Annotated in this window: 15 protein-coding genes and 1 riboswitch; of the genes, 2 read left to right on the top strand and 13 right to left on the bottom strand. The window is 64.4% G+C overall.

Going from position 1 to position 19029, the window contains the following annotated elements; translation table 11 throughout:
- Positions 1–7: 7 nt before the first annotated feature.
- The 13 genes from F451_RS0101465 to rpmH all read right to left on the bottom strand — a co-directional run bounded on the left by F451_RS0101465 (position 8) and on the right by rpmH (position 15727).
- Positions 8–733 carry a precorrin-2 C(20)-methyltransferase gene (locus F451_RS0101465; protein ID WP_020679570.1) on the bottom strand — a complete coding sequence of 242 codons (726 nt, stop codon included), beginning with the start codon at positions 731–733 and terminating at the stop codon, positions 8–10.
- The gene (locus F451_RS0101460) at positions 730–1359 is read right to left on the bottom strand and encodes a precorrin-8X methylmutase (RefSeq protein ID WP_020679569.1); all 630 of its coding nucleotides are present in this window, start codon (positions 1357–1359) and stop codon (positions 730–732) included. Before F451_RS0101460 ends, F451_RS0101465 begins: the two co-directional genes overlap by 4 nt.
- Positions 1343–2497 (bottom strand): hypothetical protein, encoded by a 1155-nt coding sequence (locus F451_RS0101455; protein ID WP_020679568.1) that lies wholly within the window; start codon positions 2495–2497, stop codon positions 1343–1345. Before F451_RS0101455 ends, F451_RS0101460 begins: the two co-directional genes overlap by 17 nt.
- On the bottom strand, positions 2490–6362 hold the full coding sequence (gene cobN, locus F451_RS0101450; protein WP_020679567.1) for a cobaltochelatase subunit CobN: 3873 nt from the start codon (positions 6360–6362) through the stop codon (positions 2490–2492). The genes F451_RS0101455 and cobN overlap by 8 nt, the downstream gene beginning before the upstream one ends.
- On the bottom strand, positions 6362–7456 hold the full coding sequence (cobW, locus tag F451_RS0101445; protein ID WP_020679566.1) for a cobalamin biosynthesis protein CobW: 1095 nt from the start codon (positions 7454–7456) through the stop codon (positions 6362–6364). The genes cobN and cobW overlap by 1 nt, the downstream gene beginning before the upstream one ends.
- Complete coding sequence (locus F451_RS0101440; protein ID WP_020679565.1) at positions 7447–8841, bottom strand: cobyrinic acid a,c-diamide synthase CobB; 1395 nt, start codon at positions 8839–8841, stop codon at positions 7447–7449. Before F451_RS0101440 ends, cobW begins: the two co-directional genes overlap by 10 nt.
- Complete coding sequence (locus F451_RS0101435) at positions 8838–10598, bottom strand: AAA family ATPase (protein WP_020679564.1); 1761 nt, start codon at positions 10596–10598, stop codon at positions 8838–8840. Before F451_RS0101435 ends, F451_RS0101440 begins: the two co-directional genes overlap by 4 nt.
- Positions 10579–11334: a CbtA family protein gene (locus F451_RS0101430; protein WP_020679563.1), complete on the bottom strand. Its 756-nt coding sequence runs from the start codon at positions 11332–11334 to the stop codon at positions 10579–10581. The genes F451_RS0101435 and F451_RS0101430 overlap by 20 nt, the downstream gene beginning before the upstream one ends.
- A gap of 89 nt (positions 11335–11423) precedes the next feature.
- The gene (locus F451_RS27025; RefSeq protein WP_083928301.1) at positions 11424–11615 is read right to left on the bottom strand and encodes a CbtB domain-containing protein; all 192 of its coding nucleotides are present in this window, start codon (positions 11613–11615) and stop codon (positions 11424–11426) included.
- Positions 11616–11648: 33 nt separating this feature from the next.
- Positions 11649–11860: riboswitch (cobalamin riboswitch) on the bottom strand.
- Between the two features lie 109 nt (positions 11861–11969).
- Positions 11970–13337 (bottom strand): tRNA uridine-5-carboxymethylaminomethyl(34) synthesis GTPase MnmE, encoded by a 1368-nt coding sequence (gene mnmE / locus F451_RS0101420; protein WP_020679561.1) that lies wholly within the window; start codon positions 13335–13337, stop codon positions 11970–11972.
- Positions 13338–13486: 149 nt separating this feature from the next.
- Positions 13487–15172, bottom strand: a complete 1686-nt coding sequence (gene yidC / locus F451_RS0101415; RefSeq protein ID WP_020679560.1) for a membrane protein insertase YidC — start codon at positions 15170–15172, stop codon at positions 13487–13489.
- 13 nt (positions 15173–15185) lie between these two features.
- Positions 15186–15560 (bottom strand): ribonuclease P protein component, encoded by a 375-nt coding sequence (gene rnpA / locus F451_RS0101410; protein WP_020679559.1) that lies wholly within the window; start codon positions 15558–15560, stop codon positions 15186–15188.
- A gap of 32 nt (positions 15561–15592) precedes the next feature.
- Positions 15593–15727, bottom strand: a complete 135-nt coding sequence (gene rpmH, locus F451_RS27020; RefSeq protein WP_082708503.1) for a 50S ribosomal protein L34 — start codon at positions 15725–15727, stop codon at positions 15593–15595.
- A gap of 575 nt (positions 15728–16302) precedes the next feature.
- On the opposite strand from rpmH, the gene dnaA reads away from it, so the two are divergent.
- Positions 16303–17883: a chromosomal replication initiator protein DnaA gene (gene dnaA / locus F451_RS0101405; protein ID WP_020679558.1), complete on the top strand. Its 1581-nt coding sequence runs from the start codon at positions 16303–16305 to the stop codon at positions 17881–17883.
- Positions 17884–17911: 28 nt separating this feature from the next.
- Positions 17912–19015, top strand: a complete 1104-nt coding sequence (gene dnaN / locus F451_RS0101400) for a DNA polymerase III subunit beta (protein ID WP_020679557.1) — start codon at positions 17912–17914, stop codon at positions 19013–19015.
- The last annotated feature ends 14 nt before the right edge of the window (positions 19016–19029 follow it).

The raw sequence follows: 19029 nt of genomic DNA, 5'->3' as shown, positions 1-19029 counted from the left end.
GTACCGGTCATGGCCGCCTCCCGTTGCCGTGGATCAACAGGATGGAAAAGTACGGCGCGGTATCGCCGGCCTCGCGCAACGGCATCACCCGCTGCTCCGGCATGGCGGCATATTCGATCAGCCAGGCCTCATCCTCACGCCCGGCAAGCGCCAGTGCCCGCCGCAGCTTGGCCAGGTTGCGGCCGATCTTCATCACCACCAGCGCATCGGTATCAGCGATGTGCTTGGCCAGTGTTGCCTCCGGCAGGGTGCCCATCAGCACGGTCAGGATGTCATCGCCCCAGGTCACGGGCTGCCCGGTGGCGGTCCAGGCGGCGGACATGCCGGTGATGCCGGGCACCACCGACACCGGTACCCGGTCCCGCAGTCGTGAATACAGGTGCATGAAAGAGCCGTAGAAGAACGGATCGCCCTCGCACAGCACCACCACGTCCAGGCCGGCGTCGGCAAGCTCGCTCAGCTGCGCGACGCTGCGCTCGTAAAAGGCCGCCAGCAGTGCGTTGTAGCGCGGATCGTCGAACGGAATCTCGGTGGTGACCGGGTATTCCAGCGGCAGTTCGATGACGTCGTCGCGCAGCATGCCCTCGACGATGCTGCGGGCATGGCCGCTACGGCCCTTTTTGCGAAAATAGGCGACATGGGTTGCTCGGCGGATCAGCCGGTCGGCCCGCACGCTCATCAGGTCCTGGCAGCCGGGTCCGAGCCCAACGCCGTAAATGGTTCCGGTCGTCATTCTGTTCGATTCGCTATGGCATTGATGGCGGCGACCGTCACGGCGCTGCCGCCGAGACGCCCGCGTACGATGCAGCAGGGTACCGCTGCGCTGGCCCAGAGGGCGTCCTTGGATTCGGCGGCGCCGACGAAGCCGACCGGGCAACCGATGATGGCCGCCGGACGCGGGCACTGCGGATCTTCCAGCATGTTCAGCAGGTGAAACAGCGCGGTGGGTGCATTGCCGATCGCCACCACCGCGCCGTCGAGGTAGGGACGCCAGAGTTCCAGTGCCGCCGCCGAGCGGGTGTTGGCCATCTCGCGCGCCATGCCGGGCACCCGCTCGTCGTGCAGCGTGCAGATGATGGGGTTATCCAGCGGCAGGCGCGTGCGGGTGATGCCTTCGGACACCATGCGGGCATCACACAGGATCGGCGCGCCCCGCTCCAGTGCCGCGCGGGCCCGGTTCACGGCATCGCCGCGAAAATGGATATGCGGCGCCAGCTCGACGAGGCCGGCCGCATGGATCATGCGTACCGCCACCGGTTCCTCTTCCGGCGCGAAGCGCGCCAGTTCGGCCTCGCGCCGAATGGTGGCAAACGACTCCCGATAAATCGCCGGTCCGTCCGTTTCATAGACGTGGGGCATCGATATTCTCCAGATAAGCAAAAACTTCAGATTCGGTCAGGCCGGTCGCGGCCGGCGTGGCGTCCGCGCGCCCGTCACGGATCAGGTCAAAGCGCCCGCCGCGCCCGGTCAGGCACAGCGTTGCAGGCGCCTGGCGGGCGCAGCCCTTGCTGCAACCGGACAGGTGCACGGAGCCGTCAATCCGCCCGCTGAGACGCTCGGCCAGGTCCAGCGTCGCCACGCTCGCCTGTTCGCAGTGGGGGGCACCGGGACAGGCGTCCATGCCCAGGCGCGCATCGCGGTTATCGCTCAGCAGGCCGGCCGGCGCCGGCACAGACAAACAGTCGGCCTCGACCAGCAGGCGGCGCCAGGGCGTGACCCGCACGCCGGTGACCTGCTTGGGTTCGATAGCGGCGCGCAGCACCTGCGCCGTTACCCGCCCGAACGGCAGCCCGTAGAGCCGGCCCAGTGGATGCGCGCCCAGCGGCAGCGGGCCACGGGCCGCGGCGGGCGCTGTGCCGGCCGGCGCCCAGGGGGGCAGCGGTGCCCGGTGCCGGCGCATTCGGCCGGACACCCGCCCGCCGCTGTCGACGAACCAGTGCGCCAGGCGCAGCACAAGGGCTACCGCAGCGGCGACCGAGTGCACCGGGGTGCCCTGTGCATGGCCATCGGCCCGCACCAGCAATGCACCTGACGCCGCCCGCTCGATGCGAAAGTCCGCGGATGCCCCGCCTAGTACCGGCGCGGGGCCGGCATCGATGGCGAAACCCACCTTGCCCGGCAACTCGGGCAGTTCGCCGAGGCGGGCCAGCAGCAGCCGGGCCGCCGCGTCGGTGGCGTCGTCCGGCTGCCAGTCCGGTGCCAGCAGGACATTGCGCCGGCGCTCGGTGGCCGGGTCCGGGTCGAGCAGGTCCTGAGCGGCGAGGCAGGCCATCAGCGCCGGCCAGGTCGACTCGGTGACGCCGCGCAGCTGCAGGTTGGCACGGCTGGTGAGTTCGATCAGCCCGCTGCCGAAGTCTTCCGCGGCATCGCACAGCGCCAGTATTTGGCTTCGCGACAGCCGGCCCTGGAACGGCCGTACGCGCACCAGCAGGCCGTCGCCCGACGCCATCGGCTGCCAGGCGCCCGGGCACCAGCCCTTGATGCGGGGTTTAGCCACCCTGGGATACTCCTGTCACCGCGGTGCCGGTTTCCCGCGCAGCGTCGATTTCGAGCAGCAGGTCCTGCAGTGCCGCGCCCTGATCGCCCGGGTCCTGCCAGAGCCCGCGCTGGACCGCTTCCAGCAAGCGCTCGGCCATCTCTTCCAGTGCCGCGGCATTGTGTGTCCGCAAAAAGTGCTGATTGGCCGGGTCCAGTACCAGGGCGTCGGTGACCTGGGCGTACTGGTAGTCGGCCACCAGATCGGTGGTGGCGTCGTAGGCGAACAGGTAGTCCACGGTGGCGGCCATCTCAAAGGCACCCTTGTAACCGTGCTCGCGCATGGCCTCGATCCATTTTGGATTGAGCACGCGGGAACGGATCACCCGGCTCAGCTCTTCCTTGAGGCTGCGGATGCGCGGCTGCGCGGGGTTGGCGTGATCGGCGTGGTAGATGGCGGGCGCCTTGGCGCTGAGGGCGCGGCTGGCGTTGGCCATGCCGCCCTGGAAGGCGTAGTAGGCATTTGAATCGAGGATATCGTGCTCGCGGTTGTCCTGGTTCTGCATCACCGCCTCCAGGCCGGTGAGCTGATGCTCGAACGCGTCCCGCGCGGCGATGCCGGACTCCGGGAACTGACCATAGGCGTAGGCCCCGGTGCGCAGGTAGGCCTGTGCCAGGTCATCCGCCCCATCCCAGGCGCGGCCGTCGATCAGGCTGTTCAGGCCGGTGCCATAGGCGCCGGGCCTGCTGCCGAAGACGCGGTAGCTGGCCTCGCGGGCGGCCGCGTCCGCCGCCAGCCCCTGCGCTTCGAGCGCCTGCCGACGCTGTGCAACGGCTGTACGGATACCGTTGTCGCTGCCCGGTTCCTCGTACGCGGCCAGGGCCTGCACGGCGGCGTCGAACAGGCGAATGACATTGGGAAAGGCATCGCGGAAAAAACCGGATACACGCAGCGTGACGTCGACGCGGGGGCGCTTGAGCAGCATGGCGGGAATCACCTCGATATCGATGACCCGCTGCGAGCCCAGCGACCAGACCGGCCGCACGCCCATCAGGGCAAATGCCTGGGCGATATCGTCGCCGCCGGTGCGCATGGTGGCCGTGCCCCAGACCGACAACCCCAGCCGACGCGGGAAGTCGCCGTTATCCTGCAGGTACCGCTCGACAAAGGCCTGGGCCGACTTTTGCCCCAGGGACCAGGCGGCCGGGGACGGGATCGCGCGATTGTCCACCGTAAAGAAGTTGCGCCCGGTGGGCAGGGTATCCAGGCGGCCGCGACTGGGCGCCCCGCTCGGGCCGGCCGGGACGAAATAGCCGCCCAGGCCGTCCAGCAGCGACTGGATCTCCATCGCGGCGCCGCGTCGCATCGCCGCCCAGACCCGCTCGCGGGCGTAGCGGCACTGTATGGCGGTGGCCGGATAGTCGGCCGCCAGGATGTCCAGCGGTCCTTCCTGCAGCACATAATCGGCCACCAGCCGGTGCGCCAGCAGCTCGAGGCGCTCGCGGGTATCGGCGCCGGTGCGCCAGGCGGACGCGCTCAGTTCCCGAAGTACCGCAGGCCTGGGGCCGGTCCAGGGTTCGGTGCCGGCCATCAGGGGATCGAAAGGCCCCTGCTCCGCGCCCAGTTCCAGGTCGTCCGCCAGGTTGTGCAGCAGTCCGCGATAGGCCGCTCCCTCGCCCCGCGGCAGGCGCAGGATGGCGACCAGGGTGCCGGCCAGCTTGTCGTGCTCCGGCAGGGTGCCCAGTACATGCAGGCCGTGACGGATCTGGGCTTCCTTGATGTCGCAGAGGTAGGCGTCCAGTTCGTTGAGCAGCCCCTCGTCGTCCGATGTCTGGGCCAGTTCCCGGTCGATACCGGTGCGGCGCAGGTGTTCGAGGATGCGTTCGCGCAGCAAGGTTTCGCGGCGCGGGTCCATCCCCAGCGCCTGGTAGTATTCGTCGGTCAGGGCTTCCAGTTCCGCCATGGCGCCGTAAAGTTCGGCCCGGGCCAGCGGCGGCATCAGGTGATCGATGATGACGGCCTGGCTACGGCGCTTGGCCTGGGCGCCCTCGCCCGGGTCGTTGACGATGAACGGATAGAAATGCGGCAGCGGGCCCAGCGTGATATCGGGCCAGCAGTCGGCGGACAGCGCCGTGCTCTTGCCCGGCAGCCATTCCAGCGTGCCATGCTTGCCGATATGGATGACGGCATGCACCTGGTAGTGCTCGCGCAGCCAGAGGTAGAACGCCAGGTAACTGTGCGGCGGCACCAGTTCGGTATCGTGGTAGCTCTGGGTCGGGTCGTCGCCCAGGCCTTCCCCAAAGGCCCGCGCCGGCTGAATGCCGACGAAGGTCTCGCCCAGGCGGATACCGGCGATCATCAGCCGGCCCTGGCGGCATTTCGGATCCGTATCCGGCGGTCCCCAGCGGCCGTTGACCGCCGCCTGAGCATCTTCCGGCAGGGTGCGAAACCAGGCCAGGTAATCGTCCAGGCTGATACTCTGCCAGCAGGGGCGCAGGTCCAGGCTGGCGTTATCGTTGGTGACGGCGCCCTGCAGCAGCTCGATGAGGGCACCGCCGTCGTCCGGCACGCCGGTCACCGGGTAGCCCGCCGTCTGCAGTGCCCGCAGGATCTGCAGCGTCGAGGCCGGCGTGTCGAGGCCGACGCCATTGCCGATGCGGCCATCCCGGCTGGGATAGTTGGCCAAGACCAGTGCCAGGCGTTTGTCGCGGTTCGGCATCTGGCGCAGGTCACAGAAGCGCCGCGCCAGTTCGGCGACGAAGGCGGCGCGCTCGGCATGCAGCTGGTGGCGGATGACCGCCAGCTGGCAGCGCTCGCTGTAGTGATCCTGTGCCTTGAAGCCCAGGGCCCGGGTGATGATGCGCCCGTCCATCTCCGGCAGTACCACCTGCATGGCCAGGTCACGGCTGCGTAGCCCGCTGGCCTGCGCCTGCCAGTCGTCCTCGGTGCTGCTCGACAGGATCGCCTGCAGCACCACCGGTCGTCCCGCGAACAGGCCGTCCAGGTCCTCGCCGCCCAGGGCATCGGTATCCTCGGGGCTGCGGTTGACCGAAAACCCGGTGGTATTCACCACCAGCAGGGCCCCGGTCTGCTCGATCAGGTGGTTGATGAAGGCGATGCAGGCCACGTCCTTGAGGGATGCCACGGCGACCGGCAGCGGCTCGAGTGCTTCGTTTTGCAGTGCGCCGATCAGGCCATCCAACACCTCGGTGTTGGCGCCCTGCAGGTGGCTGCGGTAGAACAGCAGCAGGCAGACCGCACGGCCCGGTACCTGCCGCGTCCGCCATTCGCTCAGGCTGGTTTCCCGGCCAGCGCGCGCCTGCGGCCTGCAGGTCGCAGGCGCGTAAAGCAGCGCCGCCGGTATGGCCCTGGGTTCGCGCCAGTCCAGCGCCAGGCCCAGGCACTCGGCCCCGATGCAGCGCAGCAGCTGCTCGGCGTTGGCTGCCCCACCCTCGCGCAGGTAGCGCCAGGTGCGCCGAGCAAGATCGAACGGCACACTGGAGGCTGCCAGCAAAGCGTCGTCCGGCGCGTCGCAGCCCGGCACCAGGATCAGCTGGCGCCCCTGCCCACCGGCGGCCCAGGCGAGCAGACGCTCGTACCCGTACTGCCAGTAGCTGCTGCCGCCCAGCAGCGAGACGATCACCAGGCGGGCCTTGTCCAGCACCCGGTCCTCGTAGAGATCGTAGGCCGCGGGCTTGACCAGGTTCATCCAGTTGGCGAGGCGCACCGTCGGGTAGTCGTCGCCCAGGCGATCGACCGCCTGGGCCAGCGCCGACAGGCTGCTGTCGGCGGCGGACAGGACGACGATCTCGGCGGGGCTCTGCTGCAGGTCGACGATGCCTTCATCATCGACGAAGCCCCCGGGCTTGGCGGCGAACAGGTGCATCAGGCGGTCGCTGTTATCTCGGTGGCGGCCAGCGCCTCGCGCAGGGCGTCGCTATCCAGTCCCTTGCCGATCACGACGATCTGGGTGACACGCGGCTCGTCCGGTGCCCACAGGCGGTCGAAATAACAGTCCAGACGTTCACCCACGGCCTGCACCACCTGGCGCATCGGCTTGCCGGGCAGGGCCGCGAAGCCCTTGGCGCGGTAGATCTGGTGTGCCTTGAGCAGTTGCTGCAGGCGCTGCGCCAGTGCCGCGCCGTCGACTTCACCCAGGCGGATCACGCAGGAATCGAAATGATCGTGGGCATGGTCATGGTGCGCGCCGTCGGCGTGATGGCGGTCGTGGTGGTTGTCGATGGCGTTGATGCCCTCCTCGCTTGCCGCGCCGATGCCCATCAGGGCCTCCAGCGTGTCCCTGTCCGAGGCCAGCGTCTGGTCGATGAACAGCGTCTTGACCGACTCGGTGAGCTGCGCCCGCACCAGTGTCTCGACCCGTTCCCGCTCGAGTGGTGTCAGCAGGTCGGTCTTGCTCACCAGCACCAGGTCGGCGGCACTGAGTTGGTCGTCCAGCAGTTCGCGCAGGCTGGGATCATGGTCCAGGTTCTCGTCGGCCCGGCGCTGGGCGTCCACTTTTGCGACGTCACTGGCGTATCGACCGGCGGCGACGGCCGGTCCGTCGACCACCGTGATGATGGCGTCGACGGTGCAGTGCTGACGCACTTCCGGCCAGTTGAAGGCCTGCACCAGCGGCTTGGGCAGTGCCAGCCCGCTGGTCTCGATCAGGATATGGTCGATGTCGTCGCGGCGTGCCATCAGCTGTTTCATCACCGGCAGGAATTCCTCCTCCACCGTGCAACAGATGCAGCCGTTGGCCAGCTCGTAGATGCCGCCTGCCTCGGACACCGGCTGGGCGTCGTCGCAGTCCAGCGCGCAGCTGCGCAGCAGGCTGGAGTCGATGTCCTGCTCGCCGAATTCGTTGACGATGACCGCGATGCGTTTGCCGGTCACCTGGCGCAGAATGCTGGCCAGCAGCGTGGTCTTGCCGCTGCCCAGAAAGCCGGTTACAACCGTGGCGGGGATCTTGTTCAGTCGCATCCGTTGAACTCCTTAGTCTTGCTGTTCGCCGCCAGGTGACTGCCCAGCAGGCGGGCCATGGCGGCGGGATTATTGGGGAAATACAGGTGCAGGTAGGACGCCGTCAGGCGCCGCGCACGATAGATGGCCTCGCCCGGCGCAGGATGGCGCTGGCGCCGGCCGTGGGCGATGGGTTCGGGCGTGCCGTCCGCCACCGAGCGATGATGGGCGTGTGCCCGCACCGGCCCTTCCGGCAGCTCGGCGGTCTGCATGCCCTGGCAGCCGCTGCGTCCGCGCATCCAGCCCTGTCCCGGCAACAGTCCCAGCATGGCGTGCGATTGTTCGTCGTAGCCGGTGAGGGTTTGCAGGCAATAGAGCATGCCGCCGCATTCGGCCAGGATCGGCTTGTCGGCGGCAAAAAAGCGGCGGATGTCGTCCTGCATTGATGTGTTCGCCGCCAGGCGGGCGCCGTGCAGCTCGGGGTAGCCGCCCGGCAGCCAGAGTGCATCACACTCCGGCAGGCGGCTGTCGGCCAGCGGCGAGAAGAATCGGATCGTCGCGCCAAGGCGCTGCAGCAGGTCCAGGTTGGCCTGGTAAATGAAGCTGAAGGCGGCATCGCGCGCCACACCAACGCGCAGGCCCTGCAGCGAGGGCAAGGTGTCGGCCGTACCGGCTTGGGCGGCCTCGAAGGTGACCGGAGGCAAACGCAGCAGGGCTTGGTCCAAACCTTCCGCCTGCAACGCCTGGGCACCGGCTTCAAAGCGGGTTTCGAGGTCGTCGCGGATTTCCTCGGCCTGCACCAGCCCCAGGTGCCGCTCCGGCAGGGCCAGGTCCGCATTGCGCGCCACCGCAGCCAGCAGTGGCACCGATGCGGGCAGGGCCGTTTCGATCAGCTCCCGGTGGCGCTGCGAGCCGCAGGCGTTGGCGATCAGGCCGGCGATGCGGATGTCGTCCCGAAAGCCCGCCAGGCCCGCCACCAGGGCCGCCGCGGTCTGGGCCATGCCCTTGACGTCCATGACGATGACCAGCGGCAGGCCGAAGCGCGCCGCCAGGTCCGCACTGGAGGGTTCGCCGTCGAACAGGCCCATGGCGCCTTCAACCAGGATAAGGTCCGCCACCCGTGCCGCCTCGTACAGGCGCTGGCGGCACGAGGCCTCGCCGGCCATCCACAGGTCGAGCTGATCGACCGGCTGGCCGGAGGCCTGGGCCAGCACCTGGGGGTCCAGGTAGTCGGGGCCGGTCTTGAACACCCGCACCACCTTGCCCTGGTTGCGCAGCAGCCGGGCCAGCGCCGCGGTGACGGTCGTCTTGCCCTGCCCGGAGGCCGGCGCGGCGATAAAGACCGCGGGACAGGTTGCCCTGTCCTGGGACTGAACAGGAGGGTTGCTGTCTATGTCAGTGTTCATGCGGATTCCATCAGCCGGAGCGGCCGGTAAAGCGCGCCCAGTGCTTGTGCAATGCGGCTCCCCTGCCCGCGTCGAACGGCGGACTGCTCGGTATCCACGACCAGGCAGTCGCCGAGCCTCGGCAGGCCGGCCAGGGGTTCCCGAGTGCGGCCGTCGGTGATCAGGTAGGTGCGGATGTGCAGGCCGGGCTCGCGTCGCTGCCACTGGCGGATCAGTTGCGCCGCCCGCTCGATGGCCGCGCGGATCGGGGTGCCGCCGCCGCCGTCCGCGGCATCCAGCTGCGCGAGCAGGCCCTTGGGGGCGCGTCGGCGTGGCAGGATCGGGCTGACGCCGTCATTGCCAAAGCCCAGCACCGCAACCTGCTCCCGGGCGGCGTAGGCCTGGCGCGTCAGCGCATCGACCAGACCCTTGGCCCGGCCCAGCAGGCGCTGGCCCAGGGTGGAGCCTGAGGTATCCAGCAGCATGAAATGCAGCACCGGCTGGCCGGTACGGGCCTTGCGGTAGCGCAGCTGATGCCAGGGCCAGTCACCCTGGCTGGCGATCAGGGTGGCGAACCAGTCCGGGCGTTGCGTAGCACGGTGGGCCCGGCGCTGGCCCGGCTGGTGGCCTCTTCGGGTCCGGGCGCACGGTGCAGACTGCGGCGGCTTCGGTGCCGTTGCGCCGGATTCTGCTGCACGCGATTCTGTTGCGAGCAAAAGTGCCGGCAACGTCGGCGCAGGCGCCCGGACGGTTTTCTGCGCCACCGGCGCCATGGCACCCCATTGTCCCTGTTCCTGCGGAGCACCGGCGCTGTCGTGGGATCGATCGCCGGCCTGGGATGGGCCGGATTGATTGGTACCGGATGAGTGGCCGGACGGCGGCGACTGAGGCTTGGGCGGCTCGGGGGGGATGGTGCGGCGATGCGCCAGCACCCAGGGCTCGACGGCATCCAGGTCTTCCCGGCTTATGTTTTGCGCGCCGCGCCAGGCGGCATGGGCCTGCGCGGCCCGGTGCCAGGTCACGTCAGCCCGCAGGCCTTCGACACCGGCCGCTGCGCAGCGGGCCGCGATATGCTCGTAGACCCAGAGCGCTGCACTCATCCCGTGCAGGAGCCGCTGGGCCCGGCGAATCCGCTGGGTGAGCGCTGCATGGGCGGCGCCGTGCTCCGCCACAAACGCAGCCGGGTCACGGTCAAAGGTTTCGCGCTGCTGCACGATGGCGATCCGGTCAGGCACGCTTACCAGCGAGTCGAGTTCCAGGCAGAGCCCGAACCGGTCGAGCAGCTGCGGGCGCAGTTCGCCCTCGTCGGGGTTCATGGTGCCGATCAGGCTGAAACGCGCACTATGCGTATGGCTGATGCCGTCGCGCTCGACACTGTTGATGCCACGCGCTGCCACGTCGAGCAGCAGGTCCACCAGGGTGTCCGGCAGCAGGTTGACCTCATCGACATAGAGCACGCCCCCATCCGCCCGGGCCAGCAGCCCCGGCTGGAAGGCCGCCTCGCGTGCGGTCAGCACCTGCTGCAGGTCCAGGCTGCCGGTCAGACGATCCTCGCTGGCCCCCAGCGGCAGGTTGACAAAGGGTGGCCGGCGGCCTTCGGCGTCATCGGGCAGGATCGCTGCCAGTGCCCGGGCCAGCGTGGATTTGGCACTGCCGCGCGGGCCGCTGACCAGCACGCCACCGACCCGGGGGTCGATGGCGTTGAGCAGCAGCGCGGTCTTGAGGGCTTCCTGGCCGACGACGGCGGCGAAGGGAAAGTCAGGCTGGGACTTCATCATGACTCGACGTGCCGACAAGACGCTTCAGGACGAGTGCACAGAGCAGTCCGGCCAGCAGCCAGAATGCCAGGTTGGTCAGGCCCGATGCCCAGACGAACTCATGGTGCAGCGCGTTCAGGGCGGAAAGCGCCAGCGGATCGGGATGCGAGAACATCGGGCCTTCGTGTACCGGCACCCAGGCGTAGGGCAGCAGCAACAACGCCAGCCCGAGCCATCGTGTCCAGCCGCGCGCCAGGGTCAGCAGGCCCAGGCCGGCAGCGGCCGTGGCCACGGTCGCGAGCCACCACAGCTGGCGTGCCTCGAGCGCGGCGGCCGACGCGCCCGGGATCTCGGGTGGCAGGCCCAGCGACGGTGCCACAAAGACCGCGAGATACCCCACAGCGCCCACGGCCAGGCCGCGGCCGGGTGTCAGTTCCAGCCGGCCGCGCTGGCTCAGCTGGTTCATGACCACCAGCAGAATGGCGGCAAAGCCGATGCCGGCGCAAATGTTGGAAACCGCCGTGTAAAAGAGGCGCTCTGTGCCGTCGGCCGGGGCCCAGTCGGATGCCTCATGGTGGTCGGTCTGGTCGCCGTGAGCATGGCCGTGATCAGCCGCGCCAAGAGAAGGCTCGTCGCTGACTTCGTACTCTTCAGCCGCAAGCAGGATGGGGGTGACGCCAACGGCCTGCAGGGCCGTCAGGGTAAGTCCAAGGATAACGCCTATCAGACAGGCGCTCAGGATCAGTGAACGGAACATGGGTTTCCCTCCGAAATGAATTTTGCATATAAAACGCCGTTACGCTCAGTTGGCTGGCGCAGGCGTCATAAACTGAAACAGCTCGTGCTTCAGTGGCAGGGAAAGACCATGGAATGCCGTGTATCGTGCGCCGCATTGTGGGCCGCAGACATCGGCAGGAAGCCGACGGCATACAGAATCAGCGCTCCGAAGAACACAACCGTACCCTGCTGGAGGGCAGATGAAAATTTAGATTCGGAACGGGAAGCCCGCTCAGAGGAAGGTGTGGAAATAACTGACATGATTTATCCTCGGTGCCCGCCGCACCGCCATTGGATTGAGAGAAATGACAGGCCGGTCTCCGGGCTTAAAGAGGACGCATACATCGATTGCGCCGTCGCCTGCACCTTCCCGGCAGATGCCAGTGGTATTCGCAGACTACTCATTTATTACCGTTGCGGGGGCAGCGATGGGATTGGCTGGTGGGCCGTACCATACTTCCCGATTATCCCCTGGGGTCAGGGGCACCTGTCTTCAACGCGCTCATCCTAATGCAATTGCCACCCCGGGCGCAATGCGCAGGCGCTGATTGCTCGGCGGCCTGCCTGCGTTGGGGTGGCACAGGCCTTCAACGCAGACAGTCGCGTTAAGCGCCGTCACTTGCCGATGCAGAAGCTCGAGAAGATGCGCCCGAGCAGATCGTCCGAGCTGAATTCGCCGGTGATCTCGTTCAGTGCCTGCTGGGCCTGGCGCAGGTCTTCGGCCAGCAGTTCGCCGGCGCCCATGTGCTCTAGCTGGTCGCGTCCGGTGTCCAGCAGTGCATGGGCCCGCTCCAGGGCATCCAGGTGACGGCGCCGGGCCATGAAGCCGCCTTCGGTGGTGCTCTGAAAGCCCATGCAGTCTTTCAGATGTTCACGCAGCAGCTCGATGCCTTCACCATTTTTAGCGGACAGGGAGATAAGTGTGTACTTACCAACCTGCTTTTTGCCGGGTGCTTCACCGCTAATGTCGGCCTTGTTGCGGATGACCGTGACCCTGGACAGGTCGGGCAGCTGCTCGACGAAGTCGTGCCAGAGTTCATCCGGGTCGGTGGCGTCGGTCTGGGTGCTGTCGGCCATCATCAGAATGCGATCGGCCTTGCGGATTTCCTGCCAGGCGCGGTCAATGCCGATGCGCTCGACTTCATCCGGCGCATCGCGCAATCCGGCGGTGTCGATAATATGCAACGGCATGCCATCGATATGGATATGCTCGCGCAGGACATCCCGGGTGGTGCCGGCGATATCGGTGACGATGGCGGTTTCCCGGCCGGCCAGTGCATTCAGCAGGCTGGATTTGCCGGCGTTGGGTCTTCCGGCGATCACCACGTTCATGCCCTCGCGCAGCAGGCTGCCCTGGCGCGCTTCGTTCTGTACCGCCTCCAGCTGGCCGATAATCTGCAGCAGGTCGCCCAGCACCTTGCCGTCGGCGAGGAAGTCGATTTCCTCTTCGGGGAAATCAATCGCGGCCTCGACATAGATGCGCAGCTGGATCAGTGCTTCGACCAGGGCATGAATGCGGCGTGAGAACTCGCCCTGCAGGGAGCGAAGCGCACTCTGTGCCGCCTGCACGGAGCTGGCGTCGATCAGGTCGGCAATCGCCTCGGCCTGGGCCAGGTCGAGCTTGTCGTTCAGAAAGGCGCGCTCGGAGAACTCGCCCGGTTTTGCAAGGCGTGCGCCGAGTGTGAGTACTCGCTTCAGCAGGAAATCCATCACCACGGGCCCGCCATGCCCCTGCAGTTCCAGCACGTCTTCGCCGGTAAAGGAGTTGGGGCCGGGGAAGTACAGCGCAATGCCCTGGTCGATCTCCTGGCCCTGGGCGTCATGGAAGGCACCGTAGTGGGCATAGCGTGGCTGGGGGTCGTGACCCAGGATGCTTCGGGCAATAGGGGCGGCGTTGCGTCCGGAGACGCGAATGATGCCGACACCGCCGCGACCGGGCGCGGTGGCCTGTGCTGCGATGGTGTCCTGATTGATTAGGCTCATGGGGTATTCTGTTCCGGTTCAAAGCGCACGTGCGGCTGGGGTGCCCTGGAGGCCGTGCCAGACCGCTGATACTGCTATGGTGCACCTCGGCGAGTGCCAGGTCTAACGAAAAGAGGCTCCCGAAGGAGCCTCTCTAGCTGCAGCCTGAATCAGCTGGTGGCTTTGGCTTCTTTCTTGCCGCTGCCTTCGATCTGCCTGTTGATCACGTACTGCTGTGCGATCGACAGGATGTTGTTGACCACCCAGTACAGTGTCAGACCGGCCGGGAACCACAGGAAGAAGAAGGTGAAGACGATGGGCAGCATCTTCATGATCTTGGCCTGCATGGGATCCGGCGGAGACGGGTTCAGCGACTGCTGGATGAACATGCTCACACCCATCAGGATCGGCAGGATGAAGTACGGATCCTTGACGGACAGGTCAGCCAGATAGAGGAAGTCAGCCTGGCGCAGTTCGACGGATTCCATCAGTACCCAGTACAGGGCGATGAAGATCGGCATCTGCGCAACCATGGGCAGACAGCCACCCAGCGGGTTGATCTTCTCCTTCTTGTACAGCGCCATCATTTCCTGGGACATCTTCTGGCGATCATCGCCGTAGAGTTCCTTCAGGCGCTGCATTTCCGGGCCAAACTTGCGCATGTTGGCCATGGATTTGAAGGCTTTGGCATTGAGCTGGAACAGCGCTGCCTTGACCATAATGGTAATGGCAATGATCGACAGGCCCCAGTTACCCAGTACGCTGTGGATCCAGGTCAGCAGCATGTGCAGCGGTGAGGCGATCCACCAGAGCCAGCCGTAGTCCACGGTCAGCTGCAGGTCTTCATGCGCGGCGGAAAGCTGCTCCTGATCCTTGGGACCGGCAAAGAAGGTGGCTTTCACACTCTGCTGCTGGCCGGCGGCAACGGTGACGGCCGGTGAGACGAAACCGGCAATGTAGTTGCCGTTCTGCTTGCGGGTGCTGTAGGTGTATTCGGCACCGGGGGCCGGAATCCAGGCACTGATAAAGTAGTGCTGCACCATGGCGACCCAGCCGTCGGCGGAACGCTGCTTGAAGGCACCGTCGTCGATGTCGTCGAAGTCGTATTTCTGGTAGTTGTTCTCGGCGGTGGAGAAGATCGGACCCAGGTACGACTGCATGCCCATATCGGTGGTGGCGGCAGGGTCTTCACTGCGGTCACGTTTGATCTGGCCGAACAGGTTTGCGCTCCAGCTCTGCTGGCTCTGGTTATCGATCAGGTATTCCAGGCCGATCTGGTACGAGCCCTTGGTGAAGGTGTAACGCTTGGTCACCTTGACGCCGGAGGCATCGGTGAAGCTCAGGTCAACATTGAGGCTGTCGGCGTCGGCGAGGTCAAACTCGGACGCTTCAACGCTGTACACCGGGCGGCCAGTGCTGGCTGCATCGGGGCCATTGGGACCAACGAGTCCGCTTTGGGCAACATAGGTGCGGTTGGCGGTCTGCTCCAGCAGTACAAAGGGATCGTCGGCGTCGATGGTCGCCTTATATTTGGGCAGTGCAACCTGGATGATGTCACCGCCGGTGGTATCAACCAGCACGTCCAGGACATCGGTCTTGATGTTGATCAGACGGGATTTGACAGCAGCGGCGCCGGTGACGGTTTCTGCGCCTGTTGCGGGGAGTTCGGCATTTTGTGTCGTGGTGGTAACGTCTGCGCTGGGCAGTTCGTCCCCAGCAGGATTACTGTAGGCCGAAACAGATGTCTGGCTTGCGGGAGCGGCGGGTTTTGACCCGTAATCTTCGTTCCACTGCAGCACCAGCACATAGGAAATCAGTGCAAGGGCAGCAAATGATATGACTCGCTTTACATCCATGGCGTAAGGACCATTATCTCTGCGGGTTAGCTTTTTTTGCCTTGTGCTTCAGCCGTGACCAGCATTTTTTCATGAGCTGGTGCACTTCTTCAGGTTCAAGCTCATCCAGGCCTTTGCGTGCCAGAATAACGAGATCAACCGGGGGAAGTTGGTGCTGATTGAGGCGAAATGACTCGCGAATGATACGTCGAATACGGTTGCGTTTCACAGCGCGACGTACATTTTTTTTGGAGATGACAAACCCGATACGGGGGTGATCGAGCTCGTTGAAGCTGGCAAGTATCAATATGGGCTGATCGGGGACTTTCAGAGAGACTTTATCAAAAACCTTCTGGAAGCCCTCGCCAGTCAGTATCCTGAGCTGGCGAGGATATTCGAATCCGGTCATCCACTGCTACCAGACCATAAGCGTTGTGTACATTAAGCACACAGACGCTTACGACCTTTGGCACGACGACGGTTCAGAACAAGGCGACCATTTTTGGTGGCCATGCGAGCACGGAAACCGTGGCTGCGCTTACGCTTCAGTACGCTGGGTTGAAATGTTCTTTTCATGGCTTCAGTCCTACTCACTCAGCCTGACTAACATTACGAAGAGTGTTAGGCGACTGGAAAAATACGGGTAAAAATCAGACGCGACACTATAGGGTAAAAGTGTGGCCTTCGCAATGGATACTTTGGGCAAAAAGCATACAAAATAACCCTTTTTGACCGCCGCGGTTAAGGTGTTCCTGTGTTGGTCCAATCTTCCGGCTATATAAGGAAAGGTAGGGCCTGCGCTTTTCGTTGCCCCAGGGCTGTACGTGCATGGCGCCTCAATTCCCACTTGTGGGTGGTTTTGGCCTTGGGCCTGGTGGTGGTTTTGGTTTTCTGTGTGTAAGTTATTTAATGGTTATAAAAACAATATACTACGGTGTTTGTAACCTGTTATATAAGCTGTCATTAAGTGTGGATGGGGATAAGTTTGGCGGCAAGGAGCCGCATGAGGCCCCGGTTTTGGCCGTTGCAGAGCGAATGCGCACAGAGTGGGAAATAAGTTTTCAACACTGTGGATAAGTTTTGTTTTACCCGCTAGAATCACCCGCTATACGTTGCTAGTGATAGCGTTCGGTCGCACCACAGGAGAGTCAATGTCCACCGAGCTTTGGGAACAGTGCTTGAGGAGTCTGCAGGAGGAGTTCCCGGCTCAGCAGTACAACACCTGGATCCGCCCATTACGTGCGGAGCCCGGTCGTGACAGCCTGCTTGTTCTCATGGCGCCGAATCGCTTTGTACGTGACTGGGTCAATGACCGCTTCCTGAGTCGTATTCGCCAGGTGGTGTGCGATGTCACCGGCGACATCAGTGCAGATGTCCGGCTGGAAGTCTCGCAGCATGGCAGCGGTGCCCTGCGCTCCCCTGCCCGCCCCGCCATGGCGCCTTTGCGTACCCGTCCTGCACCACCTCCCCGGGCACAGGCACCGGTTCAGGCCGAACCTGCCTACAACGACCACAGCGCGCCCGCCCAAGCGCAGGCGTCACAGCGCTACAGCGCGGCGCCGCTGGAACAGGAGTACCAGCCGGAGGCGGAACCTGCGTTGCCAGAGCCGCAGCTGGAGCTGGACATGGCACCGGCGGAACCTGTGTTCTCGTCGATGAGCCCGCGCCATGACCGCAGCAAGGTGGTTGAAGTCGAAGGCGGTGTCCGGCACCAGTCAAACCTGAACCCGTCTTTTACGTTCCAGTCCTTTGTGGGCGGCAAGTCGAACCAGCTCGCGTTGGCGGCGGCGCAGCAAGTGGCCGACAATCCCGGCGGCTCCTACAACCCTCTCTTTATATACGGTGGCGTGGGCCTGGGTAAGACGCACTTGATGCACGCGGTCGGGGCGGAAATGCTCAAGCGCAACCCCAACGCCCGCATTGTCTACCTGCACTCAGAGCGTTTCGTGGCCGACATGGTCAAGGCGCTGCAGCTGAATGCCATCAATGACTTCAAGCGCTATTACCGCTCGGTGGATGCGCTGCTGATCGATGATATTCAGTTCTTTGCCGGCAAGGAGCGTTCGCAGGAGGAGTTTTTCCACACCTTCAATGCCCTGCTTGAAGGCGGTCAGCAGATGATTCTGACCAGTGACCGCTATCCGAAGGAAATCAACGGGGTCGAGGAGCGCCTCAAGTCCCGCTTTGGCTGGGGCCTGACGGTTGCTATCGAGCCGCCCGAGCTGGAAACCCGCGTTGCCATCGTGATGAAGAAGGCCGAAGAAGCCAAGATTATTCTGCCCGACGATGCCGCCTTCTTCCTGGCACAAAAGATTCGTTCCAACGTGCGCGAACTTGAAGGTGCGCTTAAGCGTGTTATTGCCAATGCGCATTTTACCGGCAGCGTGATAAGTACGCCGTTCATTAAAGAGTCGCTGAAAGACCTGCTGGCTTTGCAGGACAAACAAGTTAGTATTGATAATATTCAGCGGGTTGTAGCCGACTACTACAAAATTAAAGTGTCCGATCTGTTATCCAAGCGCCGTAGCCGGTCTATTGCCAGGCCGCGGCAGGTCGCGATGAGTTTGTCGAAGGAGCTGACTAATCACAGTCTGCCCGAAATCGGCAATGCGTTTGGGGGTCGCGATCATACTACCGTGTTGCATGCCTGTCGTAAGATAAAGGAGCTGCGGGAGATTGATACGGACATCAGAGAGGATTATCAGAACCTGCTGCGTCATCTGACGGCGTAGTTATCGGATCGTAACAAGGTAGATCGCCATGAGATTCGTCATATCGCGCGAAGCGTTAATCAAACCCCTGCAGCTGGTCGCCGGTGTCGTTGAGCGTCGTCAGACCCTGCCGGTGCTGTCCAATATTCTGCTGGTTGCCGAGGGTGACCAGCTGTCCATGACCGGAACCGACCTTGAAGTCGAGCTCGTGGGTCGTGTGACGCTGGATGAGCCCGCTGAGGCGGGCTCCGTGACGGTGCCCGCGCGCAAGCTGATGGATATCTGCAAGTCGCTGCCGGACGATGCCCGCATCGAGCTGGCCCTGAGCGGCCAGAAAATGGTGATCAAGGCCGGACGCAGCCGCTTTAGCCTGTCGACCCTGCCGGCGGCGGAGTTCCCCAATGTTGAAGACAGCCCCCAGGCGCTGGACCTGAACCTGACCCAGGGCAGTCTGCGCCATCTGATCGACCAGACCGGCTTCTCCATGGCCCAGCAGGACGTACGCTACTATCTCAACGGCATGCTGCTCGAAGTCGCCAACGGCCAGTTGCGCGCCGTCTCGACCGACGGGCACCGTCTGGCGACCTGCGTGGCCGACGTCGTGGCCGATACCGACAGCACGCATCAGATCATCGTGCCGCGCAAGGGTATCCTGGAGCTGGCGCGCCTGCTGCAGAGCGGCGAAGACGGTGTACGCCTGCTGATTGGTGCCAATCACATTCGCGCCCATGTCGGTGATTTCATCTTCACCTCCAAGCTGGTAGACGGCAAGTTCCCGGATTATCAGCGCGTTATCCCGCGCAATGGCAACAAGTACATGCTCGGTGACCGTCAGGTGCTGCGCCAGGTGCTGAGCCGAATCGCCATCCTGTCCAACGAGAAGTACCGTGGTGTGCGCCTGTTGCTGACCAGCGGTTTCCTCCAGGTCATGGCCAACAACCCGGAACAGGAAGAAGCCGAAGAAACCGTGGCGGTGGACTACGATGGCGAATCGCTGGAGATCGGCTTCAACGTCAATTACCTGCTCGACAGCCTGTCGATCCTGAACTCGGACACGGTGCGTTTCACGCTGTCCGATGCCAACAGCAGTGCGCTGATCGAAGGCGTTGATGAAAGCGACAGTCTCTATGTCGTCATGCCGATGAGAATGTGATCAGCCGTTATTCA

This window comes from Marinobacterium rhizophilum DSM 18822 (genome assembly GCF_000378045.1).
Classification (GTDB): Bacteria; Pseudomonadota; Gammaproteobacteria; order Pseudomonadales; family Balneatricaceae; genus Marinobacterium_A; species Marinobacterium_A rhizophilum.
This window is presented reverse-complemented; position numbering and strand designations above follow the sequence as displayed.

Bases quoted from the DNA above. Each gene is read 5' to 3' on its own strand.
- F451_RS0101465 (WP_020679570.1), bottom strand. From the start codon at position 733: ATGACGACCGGAACCATTTACGGCGTTGGGCTCGGACCCGGCTGCCAG.
- F451_RS0101460 (WP_020679569.1), bottom strand. From the start codon at position 1,359: ATGCCCCACGTCTATGAAACGGACGGACCGGCGATTTATCGGGAGTCG.
- cobN (WP_020679567.1), bottom strand. From the start codon at position 6,362: ATGCACCTGTTCGCCGCCAAGCCCGGGGGCTTCGTCGATGATGAAGGC.
- cobW (WP_020679566.1), bottom strand. From the start codon at position 7,456: ATGCGACTGAACAAGATCCCCGCCACGGTTGTAACCGGCTTTCTGGGC.
- F451_RS0101440 (WP_020679565.1), bottom strand. From the start codon at position 8,841: ATGAACACTGACATAGACAGCAACCCTCCTGTTCAGTCCCAGGACAGG.
- F451_RS0101435 (WP_020679564.1), bottom strand. From the start codon at position 10,598: ATGATGAAGTCCCAGCCTGACTTTCCCTTCGCCGCCGTCGTCGGCCAG.
- F451_RS0101430 (WP_020679563.1), bottom strand. From the start codon at position 11,334: ATGTTCCGTTCACTGATCCTGAGCGCCTGTCTGATAGGCGTTATCCTT.
- F451_RS27025 (WP_083928301.1), bottom strand. From the start codon at position 11,615: ATGTCAGTTATTTCCACACCTTCCTCTGAGCGGGCTTCCCGTTCCGAA.
- mnmE (WP_020679561.1), bottom strand. From the start codon at position 13,337: ATGAGCCTAATCAATCAGGACACCATCGCAGCACAGGCCACCGCGCCC.
- yidC (WP_020679560.1), bottom strand. From the start codon at position 15,172: ATGGATGTAAAGCGAGTCATATCATTTGCTGCCCTTGCACTGATTTCC.
- rnpA (WP_020679559.1), bottom strand. From the start codon at position 15,560: ATGACCGGATTCGAATATCCTCGCCAGCTCAGGATACTGACTGGCGAG.
- rpmH (WP_082708503.1), bottom strand. From the start codon at position 15,727: ATGAAAAGAACATTTCAACCCAGCGTACTGAAGCGTAAGCGCAGCCAC.
- dnaA (WP_020679558.1), top strand. From the start codon at position 16,303: ATGTCCACCGAGCTTTGGGAACAGTGCTTGAGGAGTCTGCAGGAGGAG.
- dnaN (WP_020679557.1), top strand. From the start codon at position 17,912: ATGAGATTCGTCATATCGCGCGAAGCGTTAATCAAACCCCTGCAGCTG.